Source organism: Ohtaekwangia sp. (assembly GCF_036568665.1).
Lineage (GTDB): Bacteria > Bacteroidota > Bacteroidia > Cytophagales > Cyclobacteriaceae > Ohtaekwangia.
Map to the genome: position 1 here is coordinate 1 of NZ_DATCSD010000366.1, position 14226 is coordinate 14226.

At 43.0% G+C, this 14226-nt stretch carries 18 protein-coding genes; 2 read left to right on the top strand and 16 right to left on the bottom strand.

Going from position 1 to position 14226, the window contains the following annotated elements; genetic code table 11:
- Nucleotides 1-252: 252 nt before the first annotated feature.
- The 16 genes from VIN08_RS20920 to VIN08_RS20995 form a co-directional block, all read right to left on the bottom strand.
- Nucleotides 253-1482 carry an NADH-quinone oxidoreductase subunit D gene (locus tag VIN08_RS20920; RefSeq protein WP_414693308.1) on the bottom strand — a complete coding sequence of 410 codons (1230 nt, stop codon included), beginning with the start codon at nucleotides 1480-1482 and terminating at the stop codon, nucleotides 253-255.
- Nucleotides 1482-1982, bottom strand: coding sequence for an NADH-quinone oxidoreductase subunit C (locus tag VIN08_RS20925; RefSeq protein WP_331969288.1), 501 nt, complete (start codon nucleotides 1980-1982; stop codon nucleotides 1482-1484). The genes VIN08_RS20920 and VIN08_RS20925 overlap by 1 nt, the downstream gene beginning before the upstream one ends.
- Nucleotides 1983-2087: 105 nt before the next feature.
- Nucleotides 2088-2648: an NADH-quinone oxidoreductase subunit B gene (locus VIN08_RS20930; RefSeq protein WP_331969290.1), complete on the bottom strand. Its 561-nt coding sequence runs from the start codon at nucleotides 2646-2648 to the stop codon at nucleotides 2088-2090.
- Between the two features lie 26 nt (nucleotides 2649-2674).
- Nucleotides 2675-3046, bottom strand: coding sequence for an NADH-quinone oxidoreductase subunit A (locus tag VIN08_RS20935; RefSeq protein WP_331969293.1), 372 nt, complete (start codon nucleotides 3044-3046; stop codon nucleotides 2675-2677).
- 351 nt (nucleotides 3047-3397) lie between these two features.
- Nucleotides 3398-3796 (bottom strand): biopolymer transporter ExbD, encoded by a 399-nt coding sequence (locus VIN08_RS20940; RefSeq protein WP_331969296.1) that lies wholly within the window; start codon nucleotides 3794-3796, stop codon nucleotides 3398-3400.
- Complete coding sequence (locus tag VIN08_RS20945) at nucleotides 3793-4488, bottom strand: MotA/TolQ/ExbB proton channel family protein (protein WP_331969299.1); 696 nt, start codon at nucleotides 4486-4488, stop codon at nucleotides 3793-3795. The genes VIN08_RS20940 and VIN08_RS20945 overlap by 4 nt, the downstream gene beginning before the upstream one ends.
- A 136-nt stretch (nucleotides 4489-4624) precedes the next feature.
- Nucleotides 4625-6271, bottom strand: a complete 1647-nt coding sequence (locus VIN08_RS20950; RefSeq protein ID WP_331969302.1) for a tetratricopeptide repeat protein — start codon at nucleotides 6269-6271, stop codon at nucleotides 4625-4627.
- 106 nt (nucleotides 6272-6377) lie between these two features.
- Nucleotides 6378-7313, bottom strand: a complete 936-nt coding sequence (locus VIN08_RS20955) for a substrate-binding domain-containing protein (protein ID WP_331969305.1) — start codon at nucleotides 7311-7313, stop codon at nucleotides 6378-6380.
- 2 nt (nucleotides 7314-7315) lie between these two features.
- The gene (locus tag VIN08_RS20960; protein ID WP_331969308.1) at nucleotides 7316-7540 is read right to left on the bottom strand and encodes a hypothetical protein; all 225 of its coding nucleotides are present in this window, start codon (nucleotides 7538-7540) and stop codon (nucleotides 7316-7318) included.
- Nucleotides 7540-8343 carry an energy transducer TonB gene (locus VIN08_RS20965; protein WP_331969311.1) on the bottom strand — a complete coding sequence of 268 codons (804 nt, stop codon included), beginning with the start codon at nucleotides 8341-8343 and terminating at the stop codon, nucleotides 7540-7542. Before VIN08_RS20965 ends, VIN08_RS20960 begins: the two co-directional genes overlap by 1 nt.
- Nucleotides 8340-8858, bottom strand: coding sequence for a biopolymer transporter ExbD (locus tag VIN08_RS20970; protein WP_331969314.1), 519 nt, complete (start codon nucleotides 8856-8858; stop codon nucleotides 8340-8342). Before VIN08_RS20970 ends, VIN08_RS20965 begins: the two co-directional genes overlap by 4 nt.
- Nucleotides 8859-8876: 18 nt before the next feature.
- Complete coding sequence (locus tag VIN08_RS20975) at nucleotides 8877-9479, bottom strand: biopolymer transporter ExbD (protein ID WP_331969316.1); 603 nt, start codon at nucleotides 9477-9479, stop codon at nucleotides 8877-8879.
- 28 nt (nucleotides 9480-9507) lie between these two features.
- On the bottom strand, nucleotides 9508-10344 hold the full coding sequence (locus VIN08_RS20980; protein WP_331969319.1) for a MotA/TolQ/ExbB proton channel family protein: 837 nt from the start codon (nucleotides 10342-10344) through the stop codon (nucleotides 9508-9510).
- Between the two features lie 107 nt (nucleotides 10345-10451).
- On the bottom strand, nucleotides 10452-11096 hold the full coding sequence (locus VIN08_RS20985) for a DedA family protein (protein ID WP_331969322.1): 645 nt from the start codon (nucleotides 11094-11096) through the stop codon (nucleotides 10452-10454).
- Between the two features lie 105 nt (nucleotides 11097-11201).
- Complete coding sequence (locus VIN08_RS20990) at nucleotides 11202-11552, bottom strand: hypothetical protein (RefSeq protein WP_331969325.1); 351 nt, start codon at nucleotides 11550-11552, stop codon at nucleotides 11202-11204.
- Nucleotides 11553-11668: 116 nt separating this feature from the next.
- On the bottom strand, nucleotides 11669-12481 hold the full coding sequence (locus VIN08_RS20995; protein WP_331969328.1) for an outer membrane beta-barrel protein: 813 nt from the start codon (nucleotides 12479-12481) through the stop codon (nucleotides 11669-11671).
- Nucleotides 12482-12519: 38 nt separating this feature from the next.
- Between VIN08_RS20995 and prfB the strand changes: the two genes are divergently transcribed.
- A protein-coding gene (gene prfB / locus VIN08_RS21000; RefSeq protein ID WP_331969330.1) for a peptide chain release factor 2 occupies nucleotides 12520-13618 on the top strand; the annotation gives its coding sequence in 2 pieces (ribosomal slippage) (nucleotides 12520-12579 and nucleotides 12581-13618; 1098 coding nt in all).
- Between the two features lie 58 nt (nucleotides 13619-13676).
- Nucleotides 13677-14226, top strand: a 550-nt coding sequence (locus tag VIN08_RS21005) for an MFS transporter (protein WP_331969333.1), incomplete at its 3' end; no start/stop codon positions are given.

The following is a 14226-nucleotide window of genomic DNA, read 5'->3' on the forward strand; positions in this document are numbered from 1 at the left end:
TAACAAAGCAGACTTCTGTCTTCCTTCCGGATACCGTTTAATAATTCGCTGCACGAGCTCCATTGTCTCTGCTGAAAATTGTACCCGATCTTTCTGTTCACTCATCGTTTTGTCCGTTAAGCGTTATTCGTTATTTGTTAACCGTACCTGCATTAACAAAAAACTTATAACATTTCACTTTCTATCTATACTATATATACTCTTACGATCTTTATTTTTTCACGAATACCGTGCAACCAGTATGGCTCACGATTACGCGTCAAGTTCTCCGGCAATCACGTTCATGCTACTCATAGTGATCACGGCATCCGATAACATCGAGCCTTTGATCATCTCCGGGTATGCCTGATAGTAAATGAAGCATGGTCTTCTGAACTGCAACCTGAATGGCGTTCTTCCGCCATCGCTGATCAGGTAAAAACCTAACTCGCCATTACCACCTTCTACACAGTGATATACTTCGCCCTTCGGAATTTCTGTTTCACCCATCACAATCTTGAAGTGATAGATGAGCGCTTCCATATCGTTATATACTTCTTCTTTTGGAGGAAGGCAAAACTCAGGCACGCGGGCGCTATATATACCGGCAGGTTCTTTCTTTACTTTTTCTATCGCTTGTTTAATAATGCTCAGGCTCTGCCACATTTCTTCCTGGCGCACCATGAAGCGATCATATGTATCACCATTGGTACCTACAGGAATAATGAAATCAAATTCTTCGTATGATGAATACGGAGTCATTACGCGTACATCATAATCAACACCGGCCGCTCTCAGGTTGGGACCGGAGAAGCTATAGTTAAGCGCACGTTCTGCAGATATAGGGCCGCAGTTAATCGTGCGATCCATAAAGATACGGTTGCGCTCCAGCAGGTTTGAAAATTCCTGAAACGCTATAGGAAAGTCAATCAGAAATTTATCGATCTTATCCCAGGCTTTCTGAGGTATATCGCGTTCAAGACCACCGATACGACCTATATTCGTTGTTAAACGTGCACCACAAATCTCTTCGAAGATTTCATAGATGCGCTCGCGCATTTGAAAGAGGTATAGGAACCCGGTTGTTGCTCCGGTATCCTGCCCTATAATAGTATTACAAATGATGTGATCGGAGATACGTGCCAGCTCCATAATGATAACGCGGAGATACTGTACACGCTTCGGGATTTCTATTTTCAACAATTTCTCTACCGTCATGTGCCATCCCATATTGTTGATGGGCGATGAGCAGTAGTTCATGCGGTCGGTAAGCGGAGTAATCTGATAGAATGGTCTGCGCTCTGCTAACTTTTCGAATGCGCGGTGAATATACCCAATGGTTGGTTCGGCATCCATGATGATCTCGCCATCCATCTTCAGTACGTTCTGAAATATACCATGCGTAGCTGGGTGTGTAGGCCCGAGGTTCAGGTATGAGTATTGTTTCTCTCCTGCTTTTCCTTCTTGCTCGATAACCGGTTGATTCAATTCTATCATAGTAATTATCGTCCAAACATAGTATCGTTCTTGTCTTCGCGTCTCTGGTCTTCCAGCGGATATTCTTTCCGCAGCGGGAAGATGATCATGTCTTCCACATTGAGAATGCGTTTGAGATTCGGATGTCCTTCGAAGTTTACGCCGAAGAAATCGTACGTTTCACGCTCCAGCCAATTGGCTCCGGAGAAAATGTGTGAGATAGTCGGAGTCACCGGGTTCTCTTCCGGAAGAAATATCTTCAGTCGGATGCGCACATTTTCCACCAGGTTGTGAAGCTGATACATAACTGCAATCTGCTTCAGCTCCGGATAGTGAATACCTGCCAGTGTGGTCAGGTATTGAAATTTGGTGTCGGGGTGGTTATACAGGAATTGAATAATCTCTACGATCTTTTCTTTCTTCAGAGAGATGGTGAGAAAATCGTAAGGTGCATCTATATGAAGGATTTGATCCTCATACCTGTCTTTAAGCGCGGTGATGATTTTGTCCTGAGTAGAACCTTCCATTGGTTCGGTTTCGGTTTTCGTTTATATGCTGATCGTGATCTGTTATATATATCAATCTATACTATATCTGTTGCCAGATAAAGATCGATTAGTAACAGACAGCGATTACTCTATTCCGTACTGGTTCAGCATGGCTTTGTATTCCGGTGAATCTCTTCTGCGAAGTGATTCCGTTTCTACGAGGTGCTGAATTTTCAAAATGCCATCTATAATTTGTTCGGGGCGTGGGGGGCACCCGGGTACGTATACATCTACCGGAATGATTCGGTCGATGCCTTGCAGTACACTATATGTATCAAAAATACCACCGCTACAGGCGCAGGCTCCTACAGAAATCACCCAGCGTGGTTCTGCCATCTGTTCATATACCTGACGCAGTATAGGTCCCATCTTTTTCGCGATAGTTCCCATTACCATCAACAGGTCGGCCTGGCGCGGAGAGAAGCTGAGACGCTCCGAACCAAAACGCGCAAGGTCGTAATGCGATGCCATGGTTGCCATAAACTCGATACCACAGCAGGATGTCGCAAATGGTAAAGGCCAGATCGAATTTTTACGTGCAAGCCCTACCACCTTGTCGAGGCTGGTAGCAAAGAACCCTGCACCTTCGTAGCCTACCGGCTTTGCTCCTACTGTTACACCTTGTTGTATGCTTGTTGATTCCATAGCTTCTCGTTATTAATCTTTCCCTCTTAATCTTCCCACTTCAGAGCACCTTTCTTGATCAGGTAGAAGAAACCTACCAGAAGCAAGGCAATAAAGGTGACCATCTCTACAAATCCGGGTATCCCCAGCTCTTTAAAGTTAACAGCCCAAGGGTACATAAAGATCACTTCGACATCAAATAAAACAAACAGGATAGCAACGAGAAAGTATTTTATGTTGAACGGGACCCGGGCGTTGCCTTTTGATTCGATTCCACATTCAAATGTATCAAGCTTGACTTTGCTGTTGCGCTTCGGACCGAGTGCGTGGGTAGCAATCATCGTTACAACGATGAACCCCATCGCGAACAGAAACATCAACGCGATCGGAAGGTACTGAGCTAAATCCTGATTTTCCATAGCGTGTTTTGAATGCGGTAAATTTCGTTTTTTATCCTTCAAACTCCACAAAAGGCCAATAATAATTTACAGGTTTTTCGCAGCGATCTATCTTAAAACATTACACATGGGTTCAATAGAAAGTTCACTATTATACTGTGAGCAACTAAGTAACTGCTATACTTATCATTGACAAAAGTTACTGATAGCAGTGAGTGTATAAGGAAATGAAAATTCGGCAATCGTGTTAGAGTAACACAATCGTTATTATATAGATTGATTATAAATAACCTATACCTGTAGTCTGTAAAATTAAAAAGAGGTTAGGGCTACCGTTGCGTGAGGCAAGCCTATCCTATAATGGTGGTAAATTTACTTCGGCTTCTCTGTAGCCAGCACCATTCTGATCTTGTTCTTGGCACCGATCTCTACAACACTTACAAGATCCTGAACGGTTGCTCCATAAGGAATATGCACGACAACAGTTGGGTCTGCCATACCTGCACATTGCTTAATAAGTGTAGACTCCAATTGACTGAAGCTCACTTGCTGTTTGTTTACATAGTAACGTTTGTCTTCTGTTACTACCAAAGCAATAGGAGAACGGTTGACGCTCTGATTAGCGCCAGACTTTGGAAGAGGTACTTTTATAACGGCCGGATTCGTAACCGTTGAAATGATCAGGAAGAACAGCAGCAAAAAAAACATGATGTCGTTGAGCGATGATGTCGCTACTTCATGGGCAAACTGTTTCCGGTGTCTGATCTTCATGACTCAGGAGTAAGGATGGAACGCATAAAATCAAAAACGTCTTTCTGCATCTTCAGGGTAAAGATGTTTACACGTTGCTGAAGTATGTGATAGGCACAATACGAAATAACACCCACAAAAAGACCGGCACCACTGGTGATCATCTTTTCATACAACCCCCCGGCTATGATACCGATGGTGATGTTATCGGTTTGAGATATATTATAGAAGATGTGAATGATACCGGAGATCGTACCAATGAAACCGAGCATAGGAGCCACACCTGCTATGATACCCAGGTAGCCCATGTTCTTTTCCATCTCAGCGACTTCTATATTCGCGGCAGATTCCATCATGCTTTCCAGTTCTTTCATCGGCTTGCCGATGTGTTCAAGACCAACCTGTATGATCTTGCCCGTTGCTGATGCATCTTGCGCAGCATACATGCGAGCGCTTTTTATATCAGCATTCTTCAGGTATTGCTTGATCGATGATACAAACTCCTTCTTCTCTTTTGTTACCGTGTTGAGATATAGGTAACGCTCAAAGAAGAAATAGGTAGCAATGAACCCCAGAATGGCGATCGGTATCATAATCACTCCACCCTTCATAACCATATCCAGCAACGATAATGAATCGGCAGCAGAAGTAGTTATAGTAGTGGTATCCGAAGCAGAAGAAATCTGTAAGAGGATAGTGGGAATACTGAACATTGGAAAAGCGGGATTTTATTTAATGGCAATAGTAGCAATATTACTGCTACTATCACCATATATAAGATTTTAAGTCTGAAAGCTCTGTAAAAAATCTATACTAGAACGAGAGCTTTCAAAAGGTTATTGCGTGCGCTTAACGACTGCCTTGAGGCTTCGGCTTCTTTTGCTGCTGTTGTGCCTTCTTGATCGCATCCAAATATGCAATTGCTTTTTCGTTGGTTGGATCGATAGCCTTCAGTTTCTCAAAAATCTCTTTCGCTGTTTTAAAGTCACCTTTGGTATCGTAGTAATAACCGAGGTAGCTGTAGGCATCAATCAGATCAGGCTTCGTTTTGCTTTTATCCGGATTCGCTTCTGCTATCTCTACCACTTTATCAAAGTAAGGTTTAGCAAGTCCCAGTTTAAGATCCGGATCAAGGTTGGCCACCGATCTTGCTCTCCATGCAAAGCCAGTAGTATAAGTAGGTTGTGCTTCGCTCAATTGTCCAAATGTTGTATCTGCTTCATTGAATTTCTTAGCGAAATAATAGGATCTACCCAGTGCCAACAATTCCTGAGATGAAAGTTTGGTTTTGATACCTCTTAACTCTTTATAAGCATCGATCGCTTCAGGATATTTCTTCTGCTTGTAATAAGTTTCCGCTACAGTTTGCGCGATGTCAGCATTTTTCTCCAGTGTAAGACTTTTCTTAAAATTCAGGATTGCCAAAGAATCCTTTGCCTGCTTCTGATACATTTTTGCTACATATACATAGTCGCTTGCCTGTATCTCGCTCTGAGGAGCTTTAGCGAAGTATAGATCGAATATTTGTTCGCTCTTTGCTAACTCACCAGATTCAACCAATGAGTACGCATAATATTTATATACTGTAGCCGATACATCTGCACGCTTAGATAACTCTTCGAATACAGTGTTGGCTTTCTTATAGTCTTTCGCCATGAAAAGGAAGAATGCGTAGCGGAGTTTTGCAGGCTCAGGACGCTCTGTCAATGAAAGATATTTTTCGTATGCTTTCACTGCGTCAGCAGCTTTCTTCTGATTGTAGTATAATTCACCAAGTTCTTTATAGGCAAGCGCATAGTTTGGATCTGCAGCGATAGCATTTTTAAAATGCTCTTCAGCAGAACCAAGGTTTTTAGAGCGCTGGTATACTACACCAATTTTATACTGAGGAGTTCCGTTCTTCGGATCGAGTGATGAAGCCGTTTCAAATGCACTTACGGCATCACCACCTTTTACAAGCTTGGTATAGGTATCGCCCAACAGAATAAATGTTTCATAATCCGAGCTGTTGATTGACTTTGCTTTTTGCAGCAATGTCAAAGCATCGTTTGTGAATTTATCATTAGCAAGGTATGCTGTCGCAACTGCTTTCAGCACAGATGCATTTTTTGATTTGGTTTGTGCCAAGGCCTGATCCAATTGTGTTTTGGCTTCGGTCACATTATTTTCAAGCATTCGCAGGTATCCTTTACCTGCCAGATTCAATGCTTCTTTTGGATTTACTTCAAGACCTTTCTGAAAAGAAATCTCGGCTTTCTCTTTCTCACCATTGGCAATTTGAGCAAGACCCAGATAGTACAGTAAAGATGCATCTGCAGGATTTGCCTTCACCGCTTCAGTCAGCGTAGCAACCGCTTTGTTGGTTTGCTCGATTTCCATTTGCTGACGAGCTTGCTTAACAGCAGGAAGTTCCTGGGCTACAGCCAATGTAGCAGCAGCGATGAAGAATAAGAGCATTATCCCTCCGCTCCATGCTCGTTTCATTACTTCTTTCATGAGTTTATTTTAAGTTTAGATGTTACGTAAACAAACACGATGCCATACCCGCATTCCCTGTCAAAAGACCACAATCAGAGAATGCAGATACAATCAAATCAGACTGCTAAAATAAGGGTTGCCGATTAATTTCTACAATTCTTATCGGCATAGTAACAGGCACCAGACCGGCTTTTAATACAATTCGTTGCCCTTTTTCGCCAGCGACAAATGCAATGAATCCACTCGCCAACCCGGTGCGGGTTTCACGACCGATCATGGTAATTTCACGAACAAGCGGATATTGTTTCTGTGCTATATATGCCTGATAAGGCTGAAAGTATTCTGCACCATCATTCGAAAGTTCTGCTATACGAATGGCGTTTGTAAAAGCATTGGTGGTTGAATCATCTTCATCGCTGATCCAGCTCACACCAATAAGCCCGATGGCGTTTTCCTTCTTGGAAACATAATCTACCACAGCCGGATTATTTTGTACGGCAAAGCAGTTGGCTGGTAAAGAATCAATCTGAAGTGAATCTTTTAAATATCGGAGAATGCCTGAAGTAGGCTGATCGAATACAACTTCAATGGGCGAAGCTTTCGCCTTCGGGTCAAGTTGATTCCACTTGGTAATCCTGCCCGTTAAAATATCTTTTATCTGACTGATTGTAAACGAGGTGTCTTGCACAGCCCGGTTTAGTATCAGCGCGATACCTTCTTTGGCTACGGTAACCTGGTGAGGTTTAATGGTAAGCGCTTTGAAGGTTTCCATTTCTTCACTCCGCAGTTTGCGGGTAACAATAACCATTCGTGCAGTGTCTTGCAACAGTTTGGTCATTGCATCGGCTTCCGATGTATAAATAACTTTGATGTGAGCATTCACATACAAACGATGAAACGTATCGAGCTCTGCATCGAGCAACGGCTTCAACGATTCGTCTATAGCAATAGTAATGGAGCCTGACGTAGGCGTATCCAAAGTTTTACCTTTTTTATCACGCTGCGTGCAGGCTCCAAGCACTAATGCTGCTATAATGAAACTATGAAAAACAATCTTCATATCTACTTCTGAAAATATCGCTGGTACACTTTAAATGCTCTGAATAAACCATACGCAATAAGAAGAATTCCTAAAGGCAGAGCATAAGGTCCATGAATATTAATGATATCGGGGCGAGTGATCAGGGCAGCGCCTATACCTATATAGGCGGCTGCCATGATTAGTCCAAAGTATTTGATGACCATATCCATACCAGTCACCTTATACTCATCTGATTCTGTCTTCATTAGGTTGCCAGCTTAAACTTGATAGGCAATACGAAGCGTGACTTTACAGCTCGGCCGTTTTGCTTACCAGGCTTCCAGGGTGGCATGAGGTTTACAACGCGGATCGCTTCTTTATCGCACTCTGCGCTGATACCTTTTACTACCTGAGGATCGCTGATCTTACCTTCTTTATCTACCACGAAGCTCACGAACACGGATCCTTCGATACCCATTCTGCGGGCAGCGGCAGGATACTTCACGTTCTTCTGGAGAAACTTCGCCATAGATTCCAATCCACCTGGATATTCAGCTTGTTGCTCAACGACCATGAAGATCTTGTCTTCATCACTTTCAGTTTCCTGAACAACTTCCTGTACCGGCTCGTCAAAAACAACTTCGCCTGTACCTTCAATGTTCTCAGAACCTACATCGTTTTGCTTTACTTCTTCGATGGTTGGCATCTCTTCTTCTTCTACCACTTCTTTATCCGTTACCTGTGGAGGAAGATACTTGATGATCGTCTTCACTGGAGGCGGAATATTTACTTGTGGAGGAGGAGGTGTGTTTTGAATTGGCGGAGGCGGAGCGAGGTCCGTATACTTCACCGTTTTCAAAACAGGAGCTTCTACTTCCTGCTGTCCTTTGATCCATTCAACGATAGCAGGTCCGGCCAACGCCAGGGCTACTACCAGAACGGTTATGATTGCAGCAAGCACAACGTGCTTTGAGTATGACTTACGGTTCTCGTATGCACCATACTCTTTATTGCGGAATTCGAAGACTATATCTTCCCACCGCTGCGGTGTTAATTGTTCTGCTTTCATAAGTTCGATTCTTTTACAAGTTCCTTATCTGTTGAGGTGATCGGCACCAATGCATAACGCTGCATATTGGTAATGTTCATCTCATCCAGAATATCAACCATGTTCTTGTAGCGCGACTCGTCTGATGGTTTGATCAGAAGAATCATGCCTGGTATCTGCGCATTCTGCTGCATCAGTACTTTCCGGATTCCGTTCGCTGAAAAATCTGTCAGCTCAACTTTCGGATCAGTGATACCGTGATACCAGTAAATTTTATCGTTCGCTCCCAGGATGAGCGTTACTACTTTCTTCTCGTTCACTTCCGGAAGTTTATCTTCCGGCTTAGGCTTCTCAGGCATGGTGATTTCCATGGTCTGAGGCTTGCTTAAAGTCGTGGTGAGCATGAAGAAGGTCAACAACAAGAAGGCCAAATCCACCATGGGCGTCATGTCAATCCTTGTTGAGGATTTCTTTGCCCGGACTTTACCACCTTTTTTATGACCACCACCGCCACCGCCTTGACTTACTTCTGCCATGTCTTGTAGGGTTTAATGTTATGAAGGTTTAGTTCTTTCCATGTTTGTGATCAGGTTGAAGCGATTGACTTTATTATCAATCAGCGTGTTGATCACTTTCTCTACCACCGGGTAGTTTGAATCAGAATCACCTTTGATCGCTATACGCAAACTAGGGTTTGTCATACGCGAGAAGATGATCCAGTCTTTCAACTGGTTGTTCAAAGAGTCAACCGGTATACCAGGCTGCTCAACATTCTTACGTTCATCAGGCGGCATGTCAATGTATTGTTTCAAGTTACCTATTGGCAATCCGAAGCTTGACATTACTGCAAACCTTGACTTATCCTCTTCTGAGAACTGAATGTTATAGCGTTCCCCCATTTTATTCAACAATTCCTGACGGTTGTATTTACCATCGATACTGAAGAATACTTTGCCTTCTTTTGATATAGTAATCAAAAGAACGTTTGTCTCTGGTATTTTAATTTCCGAAACAGACGAGGGCATATCTACTGACACCGGTTCTTCAGGCGCAGCCGTGGCAGTGAGCATAAAGAACGTCACCAGCAGGAAGCCCAAATCCACCATCGGCGTCATGTCCAGTGATGGAGATGCTCTGTGTACTTTTACTTTTCCCATACGTCACTTATCCGTTTATGAATTACTATTAGTGCTTTCCTTGTTGTGTAGCAGCAAAGTTCTGCACGATGCTGTAACCAGCCTCATCGATACCATAAGTCAACGCATCGATTTTGCTTGTGAACAGGTTATAGAAAATGATCGCGATAGCTGAAGTACCGATACCAAGCGCAGTGTTGATAAGAGCTTCAGAGATACCGTTCGCAAGACCTACCGAGTCAGGAGCACCAGCTTGTGCCATAGAAGCGAACGCACGGATCATACCCAATACAGTACCTAACAGACCGATCAGTGTAGCGATAGAAGCAATTGTTGCCAGGATCACCAGGTTTTTCTCCAGCATAGGCATCTCAAGCTGAGTAGTTTCTTCGATGTCTTTCTGAATCATCGCGATTTTCTTTTCAGACTCGATGTTGCTGCTTGATGCAGTCAGTTCATTGTATTTCAGCAAACCAGCTTTTACTACGTTTGCTACAGAACCTTTTTGTTTGTCGCACTCAGCAAGAGCTTGTGTGATGTTACCACCCGCTACGAGTGAACGAATGCGTTGTACGAAAGTCTTAACGTTACCTTTTCCTTTTGCACGGCTGATAGTCAACGCACGCTCAATAGCGAACGTAAACACCATCAACAACAGACCGATCGCCAGTGGTACGAGATAACCACCTTTGTAGAAGATACCAAGGAAGTCGCCTTCGATAGGGTGACCTGCAGGATCTCCGCCCTGGAAGTGAGAAGGATCACCCAGAACATAATTCCATATAATAAAACCGATGATAAGTTCGATCACGATCACGGATGCCGCAAATCCAGACTTCAGGCTCTCAGCTAAAGAAGAAGAAGAAGAAGTTTGTGTAGTTTTCATAGTGAATGTTAATTGTTAATGGTTTTTAGTTTAGGAAATTTTGCGTTAGTATAATAATTTAAAGAGTGTGCAATAGTCACAGATTGTATTAATTATTTATTCAGTTTTTATTTCGTTTCATTTTTACCAAAGCTGTTTCTGTTTCGCTGCCAGGAGATTATCAGTGGAATAGTGGTTATCAGTACCATACCCCCCACAATGATCTCCAGGTGCTCCGTTATAGTGGGGAATGCATTGCCTAACAAGTGACCAGCCATCACCATGACAATAATCCACGTTGCTGCCCCTACAGCATTAAAAAAAAAGAACCTTCCAAAATCGATCCGAACCATACCCGCTAAGATAGGAACGAATGTACGGACAATGGGCAAAAATCTTCCCATAATAAAAGCTGTCATGCCATAGCGTTTGTAAAAATCATCGGCTACATCCATGTATTTCTTTTTATAGAAAAAATTTTCCTTTCTGTTCTTCAAATAATTTTCGGCCCATCGGCCAAAAGCATATCCTACACAAGTGCCTAACACTGCACACACTGTAAGCAATAAAATCAGCAGCCACACATTTATAGACAGGTGTTTTGTATCGCTCAAAATACCAGCTATGAAAAGCAGCGAATCGCCCGGAAGAAAAAAACCAAAGAACAGACCTGTTTCGGCAAAAATAATAAAGAGTAATAGTGCCAAACCACCCCATTTAATAATCTCCTCCGGATTCAATAAGTCGACAAATAAAAAAGCCGTTGAAATCATAGCCTCTTAGCCAGTACCTCTGGCCAAAGAATTTTAAATATATAAGTTTTCGATTTGGATGTAGATTTTTTTTACAAAAGCGCAACAATAGCAGGGCAGCCGGATTTACGGGACATTGTATGCAGCATGAATGTAAAAAGTATTTCGTTCAAATGAACTGACGGATAGTGCATCGCTCATCGTGAGCAGAACGCGGGGTGCATCAGTTGTTACTGGTGGGAATATATAGGCGAGCAGTGAAGGCTGCTGGGTGATAATCTTGCTGTCGTTGTCAGATGACCATCCTGAACGTACTGCCACTTCGTGAAGTGATACTATACCTTTCAGCGGAGAGTCTTTGGCGTCCTGTGTTTCAGGATTGATACTACTTTGTGAATAGACAAAAATAAATACCAGCATCAACCCTTCCAGAAAAAGGCTTACGATCGGTTTCATTTTCTCCATTTCACTCTTCATACTGCGGCAAATCTAAACGAAAATTTTCCAGAAATCGGTCGTTGACCTTATTAAATATCTCAAAGTGACCTCAAAACGACTATTTCAAGGCAGTAGTATGAAGTTATCAAGGTTTATTACCGCAGTGAATAGCTTAATCCTAACGACAGTAAGGCCGACTTTGCCTTATCAGCATCATCGGTTTTATATATAGAAGAGAAAGATCGGTTGGCAGTGAAGTCAACTCCAACTTTTGGCAACATCTGGTATGTTACCTGTAAAGCTGCACCAGCTACTATAGGAGTATAACTGTCTTTGCTTGTGTCTTTATAATTTTCCACTGTGAACGATGTAACATTATAACGCCGTTTATGTTCAGATGCATAGATCAATGTTGAGAAGGTGGCACCGACACGTAAAAGTAATTTTGAGTTGAGCAAAGCTACACCTGCCATTACCGGTGCCTGTATATATACCAATGAAGTGTTTCCTGTTTTATCAGAGGGAGTAACAAGAATGGCCCCCAGGCCATGATCACTGTCAACACCGGTTATAGATCCATACATCGATCCGATTGACACTCCGGAAGTTGAAGTTATAACCAATGATTCTACTCCTACGGGCAGCGAACCAATTTCCGTACTTCTTTTATAACGAAGATAGGATATACCAAGACCTGTGCTTAGAAAAAAGCGAGACGACAACTGGTAGTCTATTGTACTTTGAAAAGCACCCCCAACTTTGCTTTGAAATTTTTGCCTGATGCTGGCTGCAACAGTTGTACTTGAATACCCTGTACTTGAAGGTATAGGCGCATTCATGTAGGCTGCGTTAGTCACATCGGGTATAATCGGATAATTAGCAGAAGCCTTTACAGCAATGCGCTTGATCTGTGCATAACCACTCATTACAACTGCGAACATGAAAACAATCAGTAATGTTTTTCTCATATTCCTATATTTGCAACCTAATTTAAACAAAAATCTGAATGACAACTGAACAGTTGAAAGATTTGAAGGCTCGTGTTAGCGCCTTGAGGAGGTATCTTTGACTACGATCGTAAGAGCGTTGAAGTAAATGATGAAGAACTCATCACCCAGCAGGCTGATTTCTGGAACAATCCCAAACAAGCTGAAGCTATTCTGAAAAACATCCGCGCCAAAAAAGTTTGGACCGATGCCTTTGAGCATGTATCCAAATTGATGGACGACCTCGATGTGCTCAATGAATTTCACGAAGCGGGCGATGTGGGCGAAGATGAGCTTGAACTTGAATATCAAAAGACTTCTAAAGCCATTGAAGAGCTTGAATTCAAGAAAATGCTGAGCAAGGAAGAAGACCAGCTCAGCGCAGTAATCGAGATCAACCCGGGAGCTGGTGGAACGGAAAGCCAGGACTGGGCTGATATGCTAAACCGCATGTATATTATGTGGGGCGAGAAGAGCGATTACAAAGTATCACAGATCGACTATCAAAGCGGAGATGTAGCGGGTATAAAATCTGCCACACTCGAGATCGATGGTCCTTTTGCATATGGTAAACTGAAATCAGAAATAGGAGTACATCGCCTGGTGCGCATCTCTCCATTTGATTCGAACCAACGCAGGCATACTTCGTTCGCTTCTGTATTCGTATATCCGAAAGTAGATGACTCTATACAGATCGATATCAACCCGGCCGATATAGAGATACAAACATCACGCTCCGGTGGTGCTGGTGGTCAGAACGTAAACAAGGTGGAAACCAAAGTTCAACTCACACACAAGCCAACCGGAATTGTTATTGTCTGCCAGGTAGAGCGCTCACAACATGCCAACCGTGAGCGCGCCATGCAAATGCTGAAATCAAAATTATACCAGATGGAGATGGAGAAACGCCATGCTGAACGCGACAAGATCGAAGCCGGTAAAATGAAAATTGATTTCGGTTCGCAGATTCGTAACTATGTATTGCATCCCTATAAACTTGTGAAAGATGCACGTACCGGTGTTGAACGTCACGATGCACAAACCGTATTGGATGGTGACCTCGATGATTTTATAAAAGCTTTTTTGCTGGGTGCACAGGAGCAGCCACAACAAGCCTGACACTATACCAAGTGTCTGCCTCCTCGGCAGACACTTTCTCTTTATACTATATATACCCTTGATCAACACAAAAATCTACACACCACAATTCTGGTTGCTCTGCGTAAGCTCGCTTCTGTTTTTCGCCAGCTTTAACATGATTATACCGGAGTTACCTGAGTACCTAACAAGCTTAGGCGGAGGTGAGTATAAAGGACTCATCATATCACTCTTCACACTCACCGCTATGTTGTCAAGGCCGTTTAGCGGAAGACTTGCCGACAAAGTAGGTCGCGTGCCCGTAATGATGTTTGGTTCTGTTGTCTGTTTTATCTGCAGCCTGATATACCCGGTCCTATCAACTGTCTCCGGATTCTTATTATTACGATTAGTACATGGTTTCTCTACGGGTTTTACTCCTACAGGACAAACAGCTTATCTCTCCGATATAATTCCTGCACAACGCAGAGGCGAAGCGATGGGCTTGCTCGGCACAGCCGGAAGTGTTGGTATGGCCAGTGGCCCAGCCGTTGGCGGCACTATTGCCAATCACTTTGGTTTGCATACCATGTTTTATTGTTCATCCGCTTTCGCAATAATTTCTGTACTTATATTGATCGGTATAAAAG

Bases quoted from the DNA above. Each gene is read 5' to 3' on its own strand.
- VIN08_RS20965 (WP_331969311.1), bottom strand. From the start codon at position 8,343: ATGAAAGCAGAACAATTAACACCGCAGCGGTGGGAAGATATAGTCTTC.
- VIN08_RS20930 (WP_331969290.1), bottom strand. From the start codon at position 2,648: ATGGAATCAACAAGCATACAACAAGGTGTAACAGTAGGAGCAAAGCCG.
- VIN08_RS20970 (WP_331969314.1), bottom strand. From the start codon at position 8,858: ATGGCAGAAGTAAGTCAAGGCGGTGGCGGTGGTGGTCATAAAAAAGGT.
- VIN08_RS20955 (WP_331969305.1), bottom strand. From the start codon at position 7,313: ATGAAGATTGTTTTTCATAGTTTCATTATAGCAGCATTAGTGCTTGGA.
- VIN08_RS20950 (WP_331969302.1), bottom strand. From the start codon at position 6,271: ATGAAAGAAGTAATGAAACGAGCATGGAGCGGAGGGATAATGCTCTTA.
- VIN08_RS20935 (WP_331969293.1), bottom strand. From the start codon at position 3,046: ATGGAAAATCAGGATTTAGCTCAGTACCTTCCGATCGCGTTGATGTTT.
- VIN08_RS20925 (WP_331969288.1), bottom strand. From the start codon at position 1,982: ATGGAAGGTTCTACTCAGGACAAAATCATCACCGCGCTTAAAGACAGG.
- VIN08_RS20960 (WP_331969308.1), bottom strand. From the start codon at position 7,540: ATGAAGACAGAATCAGATGAGTATAAGGTGACTGGTATGGATATGGTC.
- VIN08_RS20995 (WP_331969328.1), bottom strand. From the start codon at position 12,481: ATGAGAAAAACATTACTGATTGTTTTCATGTTCGCAGTTGTAATGAGT.
- VIN08_RS20975 (WP_331969316.1), bottom strand. From the start codon at position 9,479: ATGGGAAAAGTAAAAGTACACAGAGCATCTCCATCACTGGACATGACG.
- VIN08_RS20980 (WP_331969319.1), bottom strand. From the start codon at position 10,344: ATGAAAACTACACAAACTTCTTCTTCTTCTTCTTTAGCTGAGAGCCTG.
- VIN08_RS20985 (WP_331969322.1), bottom strand. From the start codon at position 11,096: ATGATTTCAACGGCTTTTTTATTTGTCGACTTATTGAATCCGGAGGAG.
- VIN08_RS20990 (WP_331969325.1), bottom strand. From the start codon at position 11,552: ATGAAGAGTGAAATGGAGAAAATGAAACCGATCGTAAGCCTTTTTCTG.
- VIN08_RS20945 (WP_331969299.1), bottom strand. From the start codon at position 4,488: ATGTTCAGTATTCCCACTATCCTCTTACAGATTTCTTCTGCTTCGGAT.
- VIN08_RS20940 (WP_331969296.1), bottom strand. From the start codon at position 3,796: ATGAAGATCAGACACCGGAAACAGTTTGCCCATGAAGTAGCGACATCA.